11 protein-coding genes and 1 tRNA gene are annotated in these 15,411 nt (G+C 56.7%); 2 read left to right on the top strand and 10 right to left on the bottom strand.

Features of this window, described 5'->3' with window-relative positions:
* Nucleotides 1-4: 4 nt before the first annotated feature.
* The 8 genes from QEH54_RS11520 to nifH all read right to left on the bottom strand — a co-directional run bounded on the left by QEH54_RS11520 (nucleotide 5) and on the right by nifH (nucleotide 9,211).
* A complete protein-coding gene (locus QEH54_RS11520) occupies nucleotides 5-313 on the bottom strand; it encodes a (2Fe-2S) ferredoxin domain-containing protein (protein WP_309018825.1) in 309 nt (102 codons plus the stop codon).
* A gap of 55 nt (nucleotides 314-368) precedes the next feature.
* A complete protein-coding gene (locus tag QEH54_RS11515; RefSeq protein WP_309018824.1) occupies nucleotides 369-1,685 on the bottom strand; it encodes a radical SAM protein in 1,317 nt (438 codons plus the stop codon).
* A gap of 37 nt (nucleotides 1,686-1,722) precedes the next feature.
* On the bottom strand, nucleotides 1,723-3,138 hold the full coding sequence (locus QEH54_RS11510; RefSeq protein WP_309018823.1) for a nitrogenase component 1: 1,416 nt from the start codon (nucleotides 3,136-3,138) through the stop codon (nucleotides 1,723-1,725).
* Nucleotides 3,135-4,541 (bottom strand): nitrogenase iron-molybdenum cofactor biosynthesis protein NifE, encoded by a 1,407-nt coding sequence (gene nifE / locus QEH54_RS11505; protein WP_309018822.1) that lies wholly within the window; start codon nucleotides 4,539-4,541, stop codon nucleotides 3,135-3,137. Before nifE ends, QEH54_RS11510 begins: the two co-directional genes overlap by 4 nt.
* Before the next feature lie 60 nt (nucleotides 4,542-4,601).
* Complete coding sequence (locus QEH54_RS11500) at nucleotides 4,602-5,096, bottom strand: ferritin (protein WP_309018821.1); 495 nt, start codon at nucleotides 5,094-5,096, stop codon at nucleotides 4,602-4,604.
* 118 nt (nucleotides 5,097-5,214) lie between these two features.
* The gene (nifK, locus tag QEH54_RS11495; RefSeq protein ID WP_309018820.1) at nucleotides 5,215-6,579 is read right to left on the bottom strand and encodes a nitrogenase molybdenum-iron protein subunit beta; all 1,365 of its coding nucleotides are present in this window, start codon (nucleotides 6,577-6,579) and stop codon (nucleotides 5,215-5,217) included.
* A gap of 39 nt (nucleotides 6,580-6,618) precedes the next feature.
* On the bottom strand, nucleotides 6,619-8,253 hold the full coding sequence (nifD, locus tag QEH54_RS11490) for a nitrogenase molybdenum-iron protein alpha chain (RefSeq protein ID WP_309018819.1): 1,635 nt from the start codon (nucleotides 8,251-8,253) through the stop codon (nucleotides 6,619-6,621).
* 133 nt (nucleotides 8,254-8,386) lie between these two features.
* Nucleotides 8,387-9,211 carry a nitrogenase iron protein gene (nifH, locus tag QEH54_RS11485; RefSeq protein WP_309018818.1) on the bottom strand — a complete coding sequence of 275 codons (825 nt, stop codon included), beginning with the start codon at nucleotides 9,209-9,211 and terminating at the stop codon, nucleotides 8,387-8,389.
* 385 nt (nucleotides 9,212-9,596) lie between these two features.
* On the opposite strand from nifH, the gene QEH54_RS11480 reads away from it, so the two are divergent.
* A complete protein-coding gene (locus tag QEH54_RS11480) occupies nucleotides 9,597-11,222 on the top strand; it encodes a sigma 54-interacting transcriptional regulator (RefSeq protein ID WP_309018817.1) in 1,626 nt (541 codons plus the stop codon).
* A gap of 533 nt (nucleotides 11,223-11,755) precedes the next feature.
* Here the strand turns inward: QEH54_RS11480 and QEH54_RS11475 are convergent.
* Nucleotides 11,756-11,830: transfer RNA gene (locus QEH54_RS11475), tRNA-Asn, on the bottom strand.
* A gap of 161 nt (nucleotides 11,831-11,991) precedes the next feature.
* Between QEH54_RS11475 and QEH54_RS11470 the strand changes: the two genes are divergently transcribed.
* Nucleotides 11,992-13,485 carry a M48 family metalloprotease gene (locus QEH54_RS11470; protein ID WP_309018816.1) on the top strand — a complete coding sequence of 498 codons (1,494 nt, stop codon included), beginning with the start codon at nucleotides 11,992-11,994 and terminating at the stop codon, nucleotides 13,483-13,485.
* Nucleotides 13,486-13,887: 402 nt separating this feature from the next.
* On the opposite strand, the gene hemN is transcribed toward QEH54_RS11470, so the two are convergent.
* Nucleotides 13,888-15,285 (bottom strand): oxygen-independent coproporphyrinogen III oxidase, encoded by a 1,398-nt coding sequence (hemN, locus tag QEH54_RS11465; RefSeq protein WP_309018815.1) that lies wholly within the window; start codon nucleotides 15,283-15,285, stop codon nucleotides 13,888-13,890.
* Nucleotides 15,286-15,411: the final 126 nt, after the last annotated feature.

Genomic DNA, 15,411 nt, shown 5'->3' with positions numbered 1-15,411 from the left:
GCGCTTAGTCCTTAATCAGATTGGTCTGGCAAACCTCGCCCTCTTCGATCGCGTCAAGGATCTCGTCGATGAGCTCCTCGGTCACCTTTTCGTAGAAGTTGCCGCTTGGGTAGTCGATGACCACCGGACCGCGCGTGCACATGTTCAAGCAGCCGGTCATGGAGACTTCCACCCCACCGAGCATGCGGTCTTGGACCTCGCTTTGGGTGTAGGAAAGGAGATCGATCGACTCCTTGTTGCAGCAGACGCCTTTCAGTTCCCCGTTCGCCCGAGCGCTGCCACAGATAAACAGATGATGTTCTGGCTTATTCATGATCTTAGATTCTTGATTTTAAGTATTCACTATTTGGGTATAAAACTCTTCACAATCAGCCGCATCCGGTTCCGTCGCCGCCACAGGTGACGCCTGCCCCGCAGCTTTTGAAACTGCGCATCAGCGTGGGAGGCAGTTCTTCGCCATGGAAAACGTGGGATAGACCGACATCGACCATGCCCTCCATCTCGATCACCTTGATGCCCGCCTTCTTGAGCGACTCTTTCGGCGATGGACCTGCAGCCGCGGCCAACAAGGCCCGGCAGTCTTTGAGCGACTCGGCCAACTGCGCCCAGCGATCGTCACGACCGCCGAGCGGTGGCGCCGGACGCGTTTCCACAAACTCGAATTCCTCCTCATCCTCGGGATCGACGCGGTAGATGGAAAAGACTTCCGCTTCGCCAAGGTGCTGATTCACCAGCATTCCTTCACGGGTCGCGACCGCGACGCAAGGGCGTTCCTGCTGCGGGTTGAGAGGCAGCTTGGCGCAGCTCTGAATCAGTTCGAACGCTTCGTCCTGCATGGGCTCGCTCAGCTTGCCGATGGCATCCGCCCGACAGCGAGCGCAATGCGTCATCTGGTTCATGTGCTCGCCACATTTGAGACGAAGAGCGAAACGCATCTTGGCGTCCGGTTCCGGCAGATGCTCGAAGGCTGTATCCGCTGTAGGGAGAAGTGGGATACAATTCATGATATCCGCGCCCATGGAGCCGACTTCTTTGGCGATCTCCGGAATGTGCTCGTCGTTGATGCCTGGCACGATGATGGAGTTCACCTTGGCGATCATACCATACTGCTTGATCCAGCGGATCGCTTGCAGCTGCTTGGATATCATCAATTCGCCGGCCTGCGTTCCGCGAAAGATCCGCTTCTCGTGCCGCGCCCAAGCATAGACCTGTCCAGCTACCTCGGGATCGGTAGCGTTCATGGTGATGGTAACGTGGCTGACCTTTAGCTCGGCCAGCTCTTTCACGTAATCCTCGGTCAAGCCCAGTCCATTGGTGGACAAGCAAAGAATCATGCTGGGAAAACGCTGACGAACCAAGCGGAAGGTTTCCATGGTTTCCTCCGGATTGGCGAAGGGATCGCCCGGTCCGGCGATTCCGACCACTGCAATGTCCTGTCGCTTTTCCATGATCTTCTCCAGGTAGGCCAAAGCCTGACCGGGAGAGAGCACGGTGGATGTCACACCGGGGCGACTCTCGTTTACGCAATCGTAGTCGCGATTGCAGTAGTTGCACATTATGTTGCACTTGGGAGCCACCGGCAGATGCACGCGTCCAAAGGACGAACAGGCCTCGCGGTTAAAACAAGGATGGTTATCCAGGTTGATGGCTTCAGGTGTCGGTGGTGTTTTCTCTATCGCTTCCATTTTTCTCTATCGCTCCATATTCGTCGTTCAATTCTCACTACAGATAGCTGTATCCGGTCTTCGAATCCTCCTGCTTGCTCTCCATCACTGCATTCACCAGCCGATCGAAGAGAGCCAGCGTGCCTCGATAGCCTACGCTCAGTTGTCGCTGACCGCCAAATCTGTCGTGTATGGGAAAACCGATACGCACCAACGGCACGTTCAATTCGCGAGCCAACGGGTATCCTTTGCTTGAGCCCAGCAGCAGATCAGGTTTCACCTCGCGCGCCGCCTCGGCGATCTTGGCGTGGTCGGCTCCACTGAGGGCCAACACGTCTTCCATGCCGCCTTCGATCTCGCTAGCAATCAGATCTTTCCAGCCCTTTCCCTTCGAGCCGGTGGCGCAAACCACTGGGCGAATGCCGATCTCGCTGAGGAAGGACGCAAGGCCGATCACCAGATCCGGCTCACCGTACACCACCGCCTTCTTTCCGGAAACATACTTGTGGGCGTCCACATAAGCGTCCACCACCCGGCCGCGGTCAAAAGCGATCGATTCCGGCATCCGCTTTCCGGATACGATAGCCAAGGAAGTGAACAGCTGGTCGCTTAACTTGATACCGATGGGCCAGCCAAGGGCATGCCGTCTGCTACCGGAACGCTTTTCCAAAAGCATTCCGGCAGAATCGATTCGGTTGGCAACGAGGTGACCAAATTCAATGGTGGCCGCCGCATCGCCCATGCTCTTGATCTCATCGATCGATGTGCCTCCGGGCGGGATGCGATTGTACTCTCCCCAACTGCTGCCTTCCAGTCGCGTGGAATAGTCCGGCAGAACCGTCGCTTCAAGACCGTATATCGTGCAAAGCTCCCTCAGGTGGCGAAGATCCTCGCAGGACATCATGGCGGGAAGAATGTTGACCCGCGTTACATCGCGTTCCTTGCAGGGCTCAGCGAACGCCGCCACTACCTCGCGAATGGCCGCGTAGTATCCATCGCTGTGCGTCCCGGTGTAAGCAGGAGTGGATACATGGATCAAAGGAGGTCCTTTATCAGCATGGTTCTTTTGAAAGTCTTTGATCATGCCGATCATGTTCTCGCCGATGGTTTCGGAAAGGCAGGTGGTCGCCACCCCGACGCATTCGGGCGAGTACTGGGCGATCACATTCTCCACCCCGTTTTCGAAATTCCGGGCTCCGCCGAAGATAGCGTCATCTTCCGTGAAGCTCGACGAGGCGATGTCCACCGGCTCGCGAAAGTGGCTGATCATGTAGCGGCGTATGTAGGTCGCACAGCCCTGACTGCCGTGCAAAAACGGCAGGCAGCCGCGGATGCCATTGAATACCATCGCCGCTCCGAGCGGACTGCAAAGCTTGCATGCGTTTCGCGTTGCCGCTTCAGGCGGCGCCCCTTGTACCCGTACTCCCGATACGGTGAACAAATCCGGATTCTTGTGCTCCATTCCCGAAATCATTTTCCCTCTCCTTTCCTCGCTTCCTCAAACGCGGCGACTGCTAGAGCCTCCCGTCTGGGAACAAATTTCCAAACGGGACTCAGAACGCTGGCTGCGACTTCTTCCGCAAAGCTCAGCATGCCCTCGAATCCGGCCAAGGGGATCTTGCGCTCGTGATTGTGATCGCAGAAGGCGACTCCCAACTTGTAGGCGACCGGCCGCTCCTTAACTCCGCCGATAAAGAGATCGACGTCCTTTTCGATGACGAATTTCGCCAGCTCCAATGGATTCGAGTCATCCACGATCACGGTGCCTTCGTCGCAAATCTCCTTGAGCTGCTCGTAATCTTCGGCGCTGCCGGTCTGCGTACCCGCAAGCACCGTTTTCATGCCAAGGGCTCGAAGCGCCAGCACCAAGGAAAAAGCCTTGAAAGCGCCGCCGACATACAGGGCCGCCTTCTTACCTTTCAGCTTCTTCTTGTAGTCACGAATCTGGGGCGCGAACTTCGCGATCTCGCTGCGAACCAGTTCCTGGGCCTTGCGCATGATCTCCGGATCACCGAAGAATTCCGCTGCTGCGTAGATGGCTCGCGCCGTATCCTCAAATCCGAAGAAGGAAACGCGCTGCATGGGAATGCCGTGCTCGTCCTTCAGCAGCTTGGCCAAATGAGTCATGGAGCCGGAACACTGCACCAGGTTGAGCTTCGCTCCGTGACAGCGGCGCAGGTCATCGACCCGCCCATCTCCGGTAATCGTAGCCACAACCTCGATACCGATTTGCTCGAAATAGCGACGAATCATCCAGGCTTCGCCAGCGATGTTGAACTCGCCCATCAAATTGATGGTGTACTTGCCGAGATTTTCCGTACTTCCTGTTCCTACCAGTCGATACGCGGCTTCGCAAGCGGCTTGGTACCCGCTACGCTTCGTTCCTTTGAAACCTGGCGAGTCGACGGGAATGACATCGATTCCGGTTTCCTTGGTAACGACTTTGCAAATCGCCTCCACATCATCGCCGATGACGCCAACGATGCAGGTGGAATAAACGAAGGCCGCCTTGGGCTTGTAGTAGTCAATCAGCTCGATGAGCGATGCCTTGAGCTTCTTTTCACCTCCGAAAACGACCTCCTTTTCCGCGAGGTCCGTAGAAAAACTGTTGCGGTGCAGCTGCGGTCCGGAGGAGAGCGCTCCTCGGATATCCCAGTTATAAACCGCGCATCCGATGGGCCCATGCACGATGTGCAGAGCATCCGCGATGGGATACAGAACAACGCGAGATCCACAGAAGGCGCAGGCCCGTTGAGTCACTGATCCGGCAGCGCTTTTCTTGTCGCAGACAAACGCCTTTCCGGACCCTTTGGTCCAGACCTGATCTGAACGATCAGACAAGACCTGTATGCCTCCTGTTGGATCTCCCGTATTCATTTTCTGATAACTCCTTCTCTCAGAACAAACTGTTTCCCTCTCCATCCCCGTTCCTAACCGTCATTCATCGGAAGCGAGCTCCTTGATGATGTGCCTGTCCAAACTGTAGGCAGCGCCGGGGCACTCCATTCGCTTGACCAGAGTCACCATTTTCTCGGTCCACGCTTCCTCTTCAACCTGCTCGTCTATGAACCAAAGTAGCATGCGCTGAGACTCGTAGTCCTTCGTCTCCAACGAAATCTCGTAGCACTTCTTGATCGCGTTCGAATTGGCTTTCTCGAGCTCCTCGGCCTTGAGAGCGATTTCGCTCAGCGAGCCGTATTCAGTTTGTGGAACAGCGATCGATGTCAGAGCCGGAAATCCGCCTCTATCTATGACGTGATCTATAAATTTCTCCGCGTGCTCGCGTTCTTCAGTCGCTTGTTCGGCGAAGAACTTGGCAAAGCCGCTGTAGTCTTTAGTTTCGCACCAGATCGACATGGCGTGGTAGCAATGAGCCGCATAGAGCTCGTGATTGGCCTGGTCGATAAGGGCTTTGGAAATGGAATCGTTCATAGGATGGTTGGCAAAAAGATGAAGGGATGGCGGCGTATTCAGTATGCGGGTGCAGGGGGAGCAATATGGCCCGAACCGTCTCCGTCGGCTCCCCCTGCTCGCATAACTAACTAAAAGGCTAGAAGATTAGCTCGGTCTCGTGATCTGGATCCTCACGGTCGCGCTTGTCGAAGAACTGATCGGTGATCTTCTCGATGAGGCGCATCGCTCCGACGTATCCAACAAAAGGGAACGCCCGGTGGCCTACCCGGTCGAGGATCGGGAAGCCGAAGCGTACGAACGGAATGTTTTCCGCCTTGGCAACCAGTTTGCCGTAGGTGTTGCCAATGAGAAGATCCACTGAGTTGTTCTTCATCCACTGATGCATGTAGTGCATATCGGAGAAGGCTCTCACTTCAGCGTTAGGGAGGAGCTCCTTCATCTGGCGCTCCCACTTCTTGCCAGGTGTTCCCGTGATAACGATGGCTGGCTCCATGCCAATTTCCACCAGGAACCTGACCATGCTATCGAGGTGGTCGGGATCCCCGAAGATCGCCACCTTCTTGTTGTGCAGATACTGCGACATATCGCTGATCATGTCCACCAAGCGGCCGCGCTCGTACTCGAGCTCGGTTGGCACTGAGGTATCGCCAGCGAGCCGGAGGGCATCGACGAACTCGTCCGTAGCGGATACTCCGATCGGGAGAGCCAAGGTCTTGAACGGAACGTTGCACTTCTTTTCCAAGGCTTTCGTACCGGCTTCAGTACCCGTTGGACCAAGCCCCAAAGAAAGGAAGCTATCGCCCATGGCCTTCAGTTCGGCGATCTTTGTACCACCATCTGGATACATGTGGTAGCTTCCGTCGGCTGGCGAGTCCAGGACATCGGAGGTATCCGTGGCCATGATGAACTCTACGCCAACTAGGCTGGCGAGACGCTTGATCTCACGCATGTCGGACGGGTCGACGAATCCCGGAAAGAGATTGATAACGTTTTTCTTCTCCTCGACGGTCGATTCCGACAGGTACTTCACGAAGGCTTCCAACTGATTGGCATAACCCGTGACGTGACTGCCAGCGAAGCTCGGCGTATTGGCGTGAATGACAGTCTTGCCCTCGGGAATCTTGCCGCTTTCGATCGACTTCTTGATAATCATCGGAATGTCGTCGCCAATCACCTCGGACAAGCAAGTGGTGTGAACCGCCACGATATCCGGATTGTAGATGGTGAAGATGTTATCGAGGGCGGTCTGCAGGTTCGCCAAGCCACCGAATACCGAGGCGCCTTCGGTGAAGGAGCTGGTGGTGGCAACGACTGGCTCCTTGTAGGTACGAGTCAAATGGCTGCGGTGATAAGCGCAGCACCCCTGCGACCCGTGGGAGTGCGGCATACACTTGTTCACCCCTAGCGCCGCGTACATGGCGCCGATAGGCTGACAGGTTTTTGCCGGATTGATGCGCAGCGCCTTGCGCTCGCGAATTTCAGCTGTGGTTCCGTCTAACATGGAAGAAATCTCCTTATTGATTGTTGTTCGCTGAACCGACTAAACCGTAGCGGGGACCTTCTCCTCCGATGCGGGAGATTCGCCGGCTCCGGCGTGCCAAGGAGCACGCGTCAGTTTCCAGACTTTGGTGGAAGTCATGCGATCGATCTCCTTGAAGAAGTTGATCGCGCCCTTGAATCCGGCATAAGGTCCTCCATAGTCGTAGGAGTGTAGTTGCTTACAGGGTACACCCATCTTCTCGATGACGTACTTGTCCTTGATACCTGATCCGATCACGTCCGGCTTGTAGAACTCGATGAGCTTTTCGAGCTCGTGGTGAGAGATGTCGTCGATGACCAGCGTATCCTTTTTCATCTGACGCATCATGCCTTCGTAATCGCTGAAGCTGAATCCCGAGTCCTCTAGGGACTTCTTGCGATCCACCGTCTTGCGAAGATTGAAGCGCTCAGGATCGGCTTCCACTTCGAGCTCCTCGATGTTTCGGCTGTCCGCGTCGATCTTGATGTTCGGCAGCACGTCGCGACCTTCGTAGTCGTCCCGGTGGGCGAACTCGTAACCGGCGGCGATCACCTTCATGTCCATATCTTCGAAGAGATCCTGATAGTGGTGAGCGCGACTGCCTCCCACGAAGAGGGCTGCGGTCTTGCCGGTCGTGCGAGTCTTCACATCGTTGATGATTGGACGGACCTCCGCCATCTCCGCGGCGATGACTTCCTCGACCTTGTCGATGAGTTCCTTGTCGCCGAAATATTGAGCGATCTTGCGCAGCGACTTCTTGGTACCCTCGAGTCCGATGAAATTCACCTTGAACCAGGGAATGCCGAACTTCGTTTCCATCATCTCCGCCATGTAGTTGATGGAACGGTGGCACATGACCACGTTTAGGTCGGCCATATGACAGTTGCAAATATCGCCGTAGCTCACACCACCCGATAGCGTACCGATAATCTTGATACCGCAGCGAGCGAAGATGCGATCAATTTCCCAAGCGTCTCCACCGATGTTGTATTCGCCCAGGATGTTGATCTTGTACTTGTGCTCTACTGGAGAGTCATCCAAACCGATCATGTGCTTGAACACGCCGTTGTTGGCGATGTGGTGACCAGCGGACTGGGAAACGCCTTTGTATCCTTCGCAAGAGAAGCCGAAGATGTTGATACCAAGCTTCTCCTTCATGGTGCGGCAGACCGAGTGAATGTCGTCACCGATCAAACCGACCGGACAAGTCGCATAAACCGAGATCGCCTTGGGCTTGAACTCGTCGTACGCTTCCTGAATGGCCTGAGCGAGCTGCTTCTCTCCGCCGAAGACGATGTGGTCCTCCTGCATGTCAGTAGACATTGAATACTGCAGGTAGTTGGTTTCGCCTTCGGCCCGGATCTTCGTCATGTTGCGACGGGAGAGCCAGCTATAGAATCCACAGCCGATCGGGCCGTGAGTGATATGGAGGATGTCGTAGATCGGTCCGATGACCACCCCTTTACATCCTGCGTAGGAACAACCACGTTGCGTGATAATACCTGGAACGGTTCGGCTGTTGGCACCGATCTCCGCTGGAGTCGATGGCGACTCGTTTACAAGCATCTGCTTGCCACGCTTGCGTTGAGTCTTGCGTGGGTAGGCCTCCAACATCTTCTCGCGAGCTTCCGCCGCAGATGGCCCATGTGGCCCCATTGGGCTTTCGTTATTTGTAGTTTCTTCTGACATACAAAATAGGTGTTAACTGGTTAACGGTTTGCGCTAGGGAGCCGGGCCACTGCGACGCAGCGGCTAAAACGGAGGCTCTCTTGTTCTGCGGAGTAGAGGTTTACTTGAAGAGGCCGTATTCCATGAGCAGACTTTCCAACTCTTCGATTTCGAGAGGAGTCGGGATGACTGTCATGCGGTTCTCGTCGATCTTCTGAGCGAGCTGACGATACTCGTTGGCCTGGTTGCAGTCCGGATTCCAATCGATCACGGTCTTGCGATTGATCTCCGCGCGTTGCACGTCGTTGTCGCGAGGTACGAAGTGGATCATTTGCGTGCCGAGACGACGGGCGAACTCCTCGATCATTTCCGCTTCGCGGTCGCAGTTACGACTGTTGCAGATCAAGCCGCCGAGGCGTACCACGCCGGTTTCCGCGAACTTCAGGATTCCCTTGGAGATGTTGTTGGCCGCGTACATCGCCATCATTTCGCCGGAGCAAACGATGTAGATTTCTTCCGCCTTGCCTTCGCGAATCGGCATGGCGAATCCGCCGCAAACCACGTCGCCGAGCACGTCGTAGAAAACGTAGTCGAGTCCTTGGTCGCCATCATAGGCGCCGAGCTGCTCGAGCATGTTGATGGAAGTGATGATACCGCGACCGGCACAGCCAACTCCTGGCTCGGGACCGCCGGACTCCACGCAGAGGCTGTTGCAGAATCCGTCGGAACGGATGTCTTCGAGCTCTACGTCCTCGCCTTCTTCGCGGAGGGTGTCGAGTACGGAACGCTGGGCGAGACCGCCGAGCAATAGTCGAGTCGAGTCCGCTTTCGGATCGCAACCAACAACCATCACCTTCTTGCCCATTTCGGCAAGGGCGGCGACGGTGTTCTGAGTGGTGGTAGATTTTCCAATGCCTCCCTTTCCGTAGATTGCGACTTTGCGCATTCTCTTCTCGGTGGTCTTGCTTGCTTCAGGTGCTTCAATTGTAGCTGTCATAAGATGTGCCTTCGTTAAGTTTGCTGGATGTCGTTGTTGACGCCTTCCTTAATCATCATCCGTGCCACCTCGCACCTGGACCCATGCAACACATTGCACATGAGCGTTTTAAAATTTTTATCTCTATTTTAACATCGGGTTTCCCCTCGAAAAAACCGGCCCGAGAATCCTACATTCACGTCAAATGTAGGACCAAATCCTACGTTTTGGTAGGATTGGAAAACCGTTAGATCCTTAGGCCCGACTTATGCTTCGAATAAGCGTTCCTGAACACTGTGCCCAGCATTAAGCAGAAGCTTGTCGAGGCGCAGAATTAGCTCTTCTAGCAGGTATCATGAATCACGATACAAACTGTCAAGTGGGGGGATGCGCCCTGGCCCGTGAGGGGCCATCGCTTGAGCTGTTGAATCGTTCGACCGGCGTCAACTGCCGATCCGTCCGCGAACTCGGAATGATGTTCGCCATCAGCCAAACCCTCGAAAAGAGCTTCGATCTCACCGAGGTCGTCAGCCCCGTGCTTCACCGACTGCGCGACTGGATGGGTCTAGAACGCGGCACCATCGCCATTCGAAACCGGGACACCGGTGGGCTACTTCTTTCAGAAGCGGTGGGCTTGCCGAGGGACTTCACACCCGAAGACTACCTGGAAATCATCGGCGACCGGTTGGAACGCGCCATGGAGAAACGAGAGCCTGTGGTCGTGCCAGACCTCGCGGTTTGGGCTGAAGAGAACGGTGTATCTGAAAATCTGATACAAAGCCTTCAACTCGCTCCTAGGACCGGCCTGATGTGCGTTCCCATGAAATTCGAGGAGGAAGCTATCGGCACCCTTAGCATCGAACGGCAGCACGACCCCAGATTTGGATGGGAAGCGGATTTGAGACTGCTCTCCATGATCGCCTCCATCATCGCCCAAGCGGCGCGCGTTCGGCAAGACGCCAGCGAGCAGATCCAGAGCTTGCGCGAAGAAAACGACCGCTTGCAGGAGGCGGTAGAGAAAAGCTTCCGACCGGACGGCATGATCGGCAATTCCGGAGCGATGCGCTCGGTCTACTATCACATCGATCAGGTCGCTCGCAGCGTAACCACAGTTCTGATACGCGGCGAAAGTGGCACCGGCAAGGAACTGGTGGCGAAAGCGCTTCACGAAAAAAGCGACCGAGTGAAGAAGCCCTTCGTGAAATTCAACTGCGCCGCCCTGCCTGACTCCATCATCGAAAGCGAGCTCTTCGGCCACGAGAAAGGAGCCTTCACCGGCGCCCTTTCCATGCGCAAGGGACGTTTCGAACTGGCGGACGGCGGAACCATTTTCCTAGACGAGATCGGAGACATCTCGCTCGCCACTCAGGTGAAACTGCTGCGGGTGCTGCAGGAAAAGGAGTTCGAGCGCGTCGGCAGCCAAACCACCCAGCGAACCGACGTGCGCGTCATCGCCGCCACCAGCAGGGATCTCGAAGAGATGATGGCCAACGGAACCTTTCGCGAAGACCTTTACTACCGGCTCAACGTCTTCCCCATCTACATGCCACCTCTTCGCGAACGCAAATGCGACGTGCTGCTGCTCTGCGACCACTTCATCGAAAAATATTCCAAACGTCAGCGAAAGACGCCTATCCGCATCTCCAGCGCCGCTATCGATTTGCTCATGAGCTACCATTGGCCAGGCAACGTGCGCGAACTGGAAAACTGCATGGAGCGGGCCGTGCTGCTTGCCAAAGGGCAGTCAGTCAAAACCCATCACCTGCCCCCGACGCTGCAAAAGAAGTCCCCCAAGGAGCGAAACGAGGAAGCCACCCTGGCCGACGCCATCGAAGCCCTGGAACGCGAGATGATCGTCGATTCGCTCAAGGACACCGGCAGCAACATGGCCGAAGCCTCCCGTCGCCTCGGCATCAGCGAACGCAAAATGGGCCTGCGGGTGAAGAAATACAATATCATGCTCGACCACTACAAGTCGTAGCTCCTCCCCAGTCACAGCAGACGAAGCAAGAGTCCAAGGTGGAACGCGACCTCCGGGCGCGTTCGAAAACGGTCACCCTCCGAGGAGGCTAGTTCGTATTCGATCGACGCCTCGTGAACGGAGCGCGGCTCTGAACGTCTCGAGGACGAGCCGTTCCACCTTGGAACCGCTTCGCTGGTTCTTCGTCCAGTCGCTGGCGCTGTCAGGACACAAAAAAGCCGTCCCTGGATGGACGGTTTCTGGGAAAAATGGCTGCCCCGGCTGGATGGGCGCTGCGCGCTGTCGTCGCGGCGCTCCTCGGTAACGAACCGCTTCGCTGGTTCTTCGTCCAGTCGCTGGCGCTGTCAGGATACAAAAAAGCCGTCCCCGGACGGACGGTTTCAAGAAAAAATGGCTGCCCCGGCTGGATGGGCGCTGCGCGCTGTCGTCGCGGCGCTCCTCGGTAACGAATCGCTTCGCTGGTTCTTCGTCCAGTCGCTGGCGCTGTCAGGACACAAAAAAGCCGTCCCTGGATGGACGGTTTCAAGAAAAAATGGCTGCCCCGGCTGGACTCGAACCAGCGACCAAGTGGTTAACAGCCACCTGCTCTACCACTGAGCTACAGGGCAAGAATGGACACGGAAGAAGTCGGTTTGTGGGGGTCTTGTCAACCCTTTGCTGCAAGAATTTCAAAAAAGTGAGCCCCCTCAGTCGTGCGTTGACCGACAGGGCTGATTTTGCAAATTTCGACCTCCGAACCTGACCGCAAACCATCTGTCTGACGTTGCCCATGAAATCTCGCCTAATCGCGTTTTCGTCGCTCCTAATCACCTCGATTCTCCTCTTCAGCGGCTGCGCCACCGAGCCCAGCCTCTACACCGGGAAAACAGGATACTACGCCTACACCTGGGACCAGGAACTGGCGCTGGGAAAGAAGTCGGACACGGAAATCGTGCAGCAAATGGGCCTCTACCCAGACGACGGCCTCTCCGAGTACGTGAAGGGGATCGGCCACGATCTGCTTGAGAAAAGCGCTTTCCATCAAGAGGATACACCCGAAATCTATCAGGATACGGATTTCGTCTTTCGTGTTCTCGATTCTCCGGTGGTCAACGCCTTCGCCCTTCCGGGCGGCTTCGTTTACGTCACGCGCGGTCTGCTCGCCCACTTGAACAACGAAGCTCAGCTCGCGGTGGTCATCGGGCATGAGATCACCCATGTGGAGGCTCGTCACGCCTCTCAACAGGCCCTCAAGCAGCAGTGGGGACAGATCGGCCTTCTTGCCGGCGCCATCATCGGCGAACAGGTGGCGGAAAACAAGGAGCTGGCCCGCCAGATGGTCGACCTCAGCGGCAGTCTCTTTCAATTGATGACGCTCAAATACGGTCGCGACGCGGAGCGCGAATCCGACTTCCACGGGGTGGAGTACGCCACCAAAGCCGGCTACGACGCGTCCGAGGGCAGCGCCTTTTTCCGGTCGTTGAAGCGCATCTCGGAAAAGTCGGGCCAGACCATCCCCTCCTGGATGTCCAGCCACCCGGATCCCGGCGAGCGCGAGACCACCATCGCGGAGCTTTCCCGAAAATGGGAGACCGGGGGCGGCGGGGAGCCCATCGTGGGCCAACGCCAATTCTTCAACCACATCGAGGGCCTGATCGTAGGACAGAATCCACGCGAAGGCTTCGTCTCGGAAGGACGTTTCCTGCATCCGGAACTCTCCTTTCAATTCGATATTCCCACCGGCTGGAAGGTGCAAAACGAGCGCTCAGCGGTGTACCTTGCCGAACCAAACGGAACCGCCCTCCTGGCCCTGACGCCCGCTAGCCAGGACTCCCCCTTCGCATCGGTTCAAGCTCTCGCGGAGCGCCTCAAGGTTTCCCCCAGCTACGCAGGCGAGGAACTGGTCAACGGTTTGCCTGCCTATGCCCTCGAAGGCACCGTAACCACGCAAAACGGACAGATTCCGATTTACGCTCAAGCGATCGAGTACCAAGGATCGGTCTACCAGTTTCTGGGATACGGGAGTCCCGCGAGCTATCCCGTCCACCGCCAGAGCATCGCGCAAACCGCTCGCTCGTTTCAGGAGCTGCGCGACGCCGCGGCCAAAAGCATACAACCCTACCGCTTGACCATCGAACCCGCCTCCCGCAGCGCCACCTTCCGCGAATTGCTGCCCGACCGACTTCCACCCGACATGGACGCTCAGGACTGGGCCATCATGAATCAAGTGGAGCTCGACGATCGCATCGAAAAAGGGACCTTGCTGAAGCTGCCCACCCAGTAGCGGCAAGCCAAGGGGGATGATTATCGAAAGGTGGGGTTGTTTTAGCCGCGGAGTTCGCGAAGATCGCTGAGGTTGCTTGCTGGGACGACTGCTCCGGACCAATGGGGCCGCAGAGAGTCTGGCTATCTAACCGAACGCTAACAACCTAGCGCCAAGCACCTCACACGACTATCGGCGCCATCGGTGCAAATCGGCGCCATCGGTGGTTTTAAGAAGTCTTCTTTGCGATCTCTAGCGAAGCGGGCGGTTTATTCTACGGACGGATCGTATGATCGGAGTGCAAGACTCGCCCGGAGGTCGAATCCCACCGCCAGAATCCGGTGGTTGTCGGATCGAGGCGCCGGCCCAATTTTGAAAGGCTGACCTTGCGGCGTGCCGCGGCGGGCGCGCCCTACCGATTCCTTAGATGGCTTTGGAGAAGCGTTTCATTTCGGTGCTGGCGTAGGCGTCGAAATGGATGGCGATGTTGCGTATGAGCAAGCGGCCGAGCGGAGTGACCTTGAGGCAGCCCTCTCCGAAGGCCACGAGGCCATCCGACTCCAGCTCCCTCAGGGCCTTCAGCTCATCGGCGAAGTAGGTGGTGAAATCGATTCCGTTCGCTTCGCCGCGTTCCGCGAAGTCCAGCTCCAGATCGCACATCAGACGCATGATCACCTCGCGGCGAATCCTATCGTCCTGCGTGAGCAGGTAGCCCTTTTCCAATGGAATGCGTCCTTGATCGATCATCTGATAGTAAGCCTCCAAAGTCTTCTGATTCTGGCGAAAGGCATTGGCGGACTGGCTGATGGAGGACATGCCGAAAGCGAGGATCTCCACGTCGGCGTGCAAGCTGTAGCCTTGGAAGTTGCGCTGCAGCGACTTGGAGCGCTGGGCCCCTACGATGGGGTCGCTTTCCTTAGCGAAATGGTCCATGCCGATGTGGGCGTAGCCGGCGGCGGTCAGCGTTTCCACGATCTGCATGAGAATCTCGATTTTCGAATCCGCATCCGGCAGCGGCGACTTCTCCAGGATCTTTTGAGCCGGCTTGCTCCACGGCACGTGGGCGTAGGAAAAAACGGCCAGCCGATCGGCGTCGTAGGTCAGGACTTCGGCCAAGGTTTCCCGAAAGCTGCTCTCGGTCTGATGCGGCAGACCATAGATCAAATCCACGTTGAGCGAATCGATGCCGCAGTCCCGCAACCAAGCGATGGCCCTCTTGTTCATCTCCGTCGGCTGCACTCGGTGCACCGCTTCCTGCACTTCCAGCTTCACGTCCTGCACCCCCATGGAAGCCCGGTTGACGCCCATGGCCCGAAACGCCTTCACCTGCTCCTGCGACAAGGTGCGCGGATCGAGCTCCACGCTCATCTCAGCTCCAGGCTCGAAGTCGAAGTTGTCGTGGATCAGCTCCGACAGGCGCTGGATCTGGGAAACGGACAGGAAGTTCGGCGTGCCCCCGCCGAAATGCAGCTGCACGGCCTTGCGCTCGGATCGGATCAGCGGCTTGTAGAGGGCGATCTCCTTCTCCAGATAATCGAGGTAGCGGTCTCCCAGCTCCGTCTTGGTGGAGATGATCTTCGCGCAACCGCAAAACCAGCACAGGCTGCGGCAGTAGGGAATATGGAAGTAGAGCGAGAGCGGCCCGGAAGCGTCTTCCAGGTCCGCCAGCAAGGCCCCGGCGCTGAAGGCGTCGTCCACGGATCGGAACTTCAGGGCCGTCGGATAGGAGGTGTAGCGCGGAGCCGGACGGTTGTACTTGCGGATCAGCTCGGCGCTCAGGCCCAGGGCTTCGCGGTTGGTATCGATTTTCGGTGTAAGCATGTTCGGTCTAAAACAATCGCGAAATCAGCTTCGCGAACGCCCGCACTATGGCGCAAAAACCGGCCTTCCCCTACTCGCTTCCTGCCCTTTATTCCGCATATTTTCTCTTAAATGAAATAAATACCA

It is taken from the genome of Pelagicoccus sp. SDUM812003 (assembly GCF_031127815.1).
Taxonomy (GTDB): Bacteria; Verrucomicrobiota; Verrucomicrobiia; order Opitutales; family Opitutaceae; genus Pelagicoccus.
Note: the sequence above shows the minus strand (reverse complement) of the source record. Positions and strands in the feature narration are given on the sequence as shown.

Bases quoted from the DNA above. Each gene is read 5' to 3' on its own strand.
- QEH54_RS11520 (WP_309018825.1), bottom strand. From the start codon at position 313: ATGAATAAGCCAGAACATCATCTGTTTATCTGTGGCAGCGCTCGGGCG.
- QEH54_RS11515 (WP_309018824.1), bottom strand. From the start codon at position 1,685: ATGGAAGCGATAGAGAAAACACCACCGACACCTGAAGCCATCAACCTG.
- QEH54_RS11510 (WP_309018823.1), bottom strand. From the start codon at position 3,138: ATGATTTCGGGAATGGAGCACAAGAATCCGGATTTGTTCACCGTATCG.
- nifE (WP_309018822.1), bottom strand. From the start codon at position 4,541: ATGAATACGGGAGATCCAACAGGAGGCATACAGGTCTTGTCTGATCGT.
- QEH54_RS11500 (WP_309018821.1), bottom strand. From the start codon at position 5,096: ATGAACGATTCCATTTCCAAAGCCCTTATCGACCAGGCCAATCACGAG.
- nifK (WP_309018820.1), bottom strand. From the start codon at position 6,579: ATGTTAGACGGAACCACAGCTGAAATTCGCGAGCGCAAGGCGCTGCGC.
- nifD (WP_309018819.1), bottom strand. From the start codon at position 8,253: ATGGGGCCACATGGGCCATCTGCGGCGGAAGCTCGCGAGAAGATGTTG.
- nifH (WP_309018818.1), bottom strand. From the start codon at position 9,211: ATGCGCAAAGTCGCAATCTACGGAAAGGGAGGCATTGGAAAATCTACC.
- QEH54_RS11480 (WP_309018817.1), top strand. From the start codon at position 9,597: ATGAATCACGATACAAACTGTCAAGTGGGGGGATGCGCCCTGGCCCGT.
- QEH54_RS11470 (WP_309018816.1), top strand. From the start codon at position 11,992: ATGAAATCTCGCCTAATCGCGTTTTCGTCGCTCCTAATCACCTCGATT.
- hemN (WP_309018815.1), bottom strand. From the start codon at position 15,285: ATGCTTACACCGAAAATCGATACCAACCGCGAAGCCCTGGGCCTGAGC.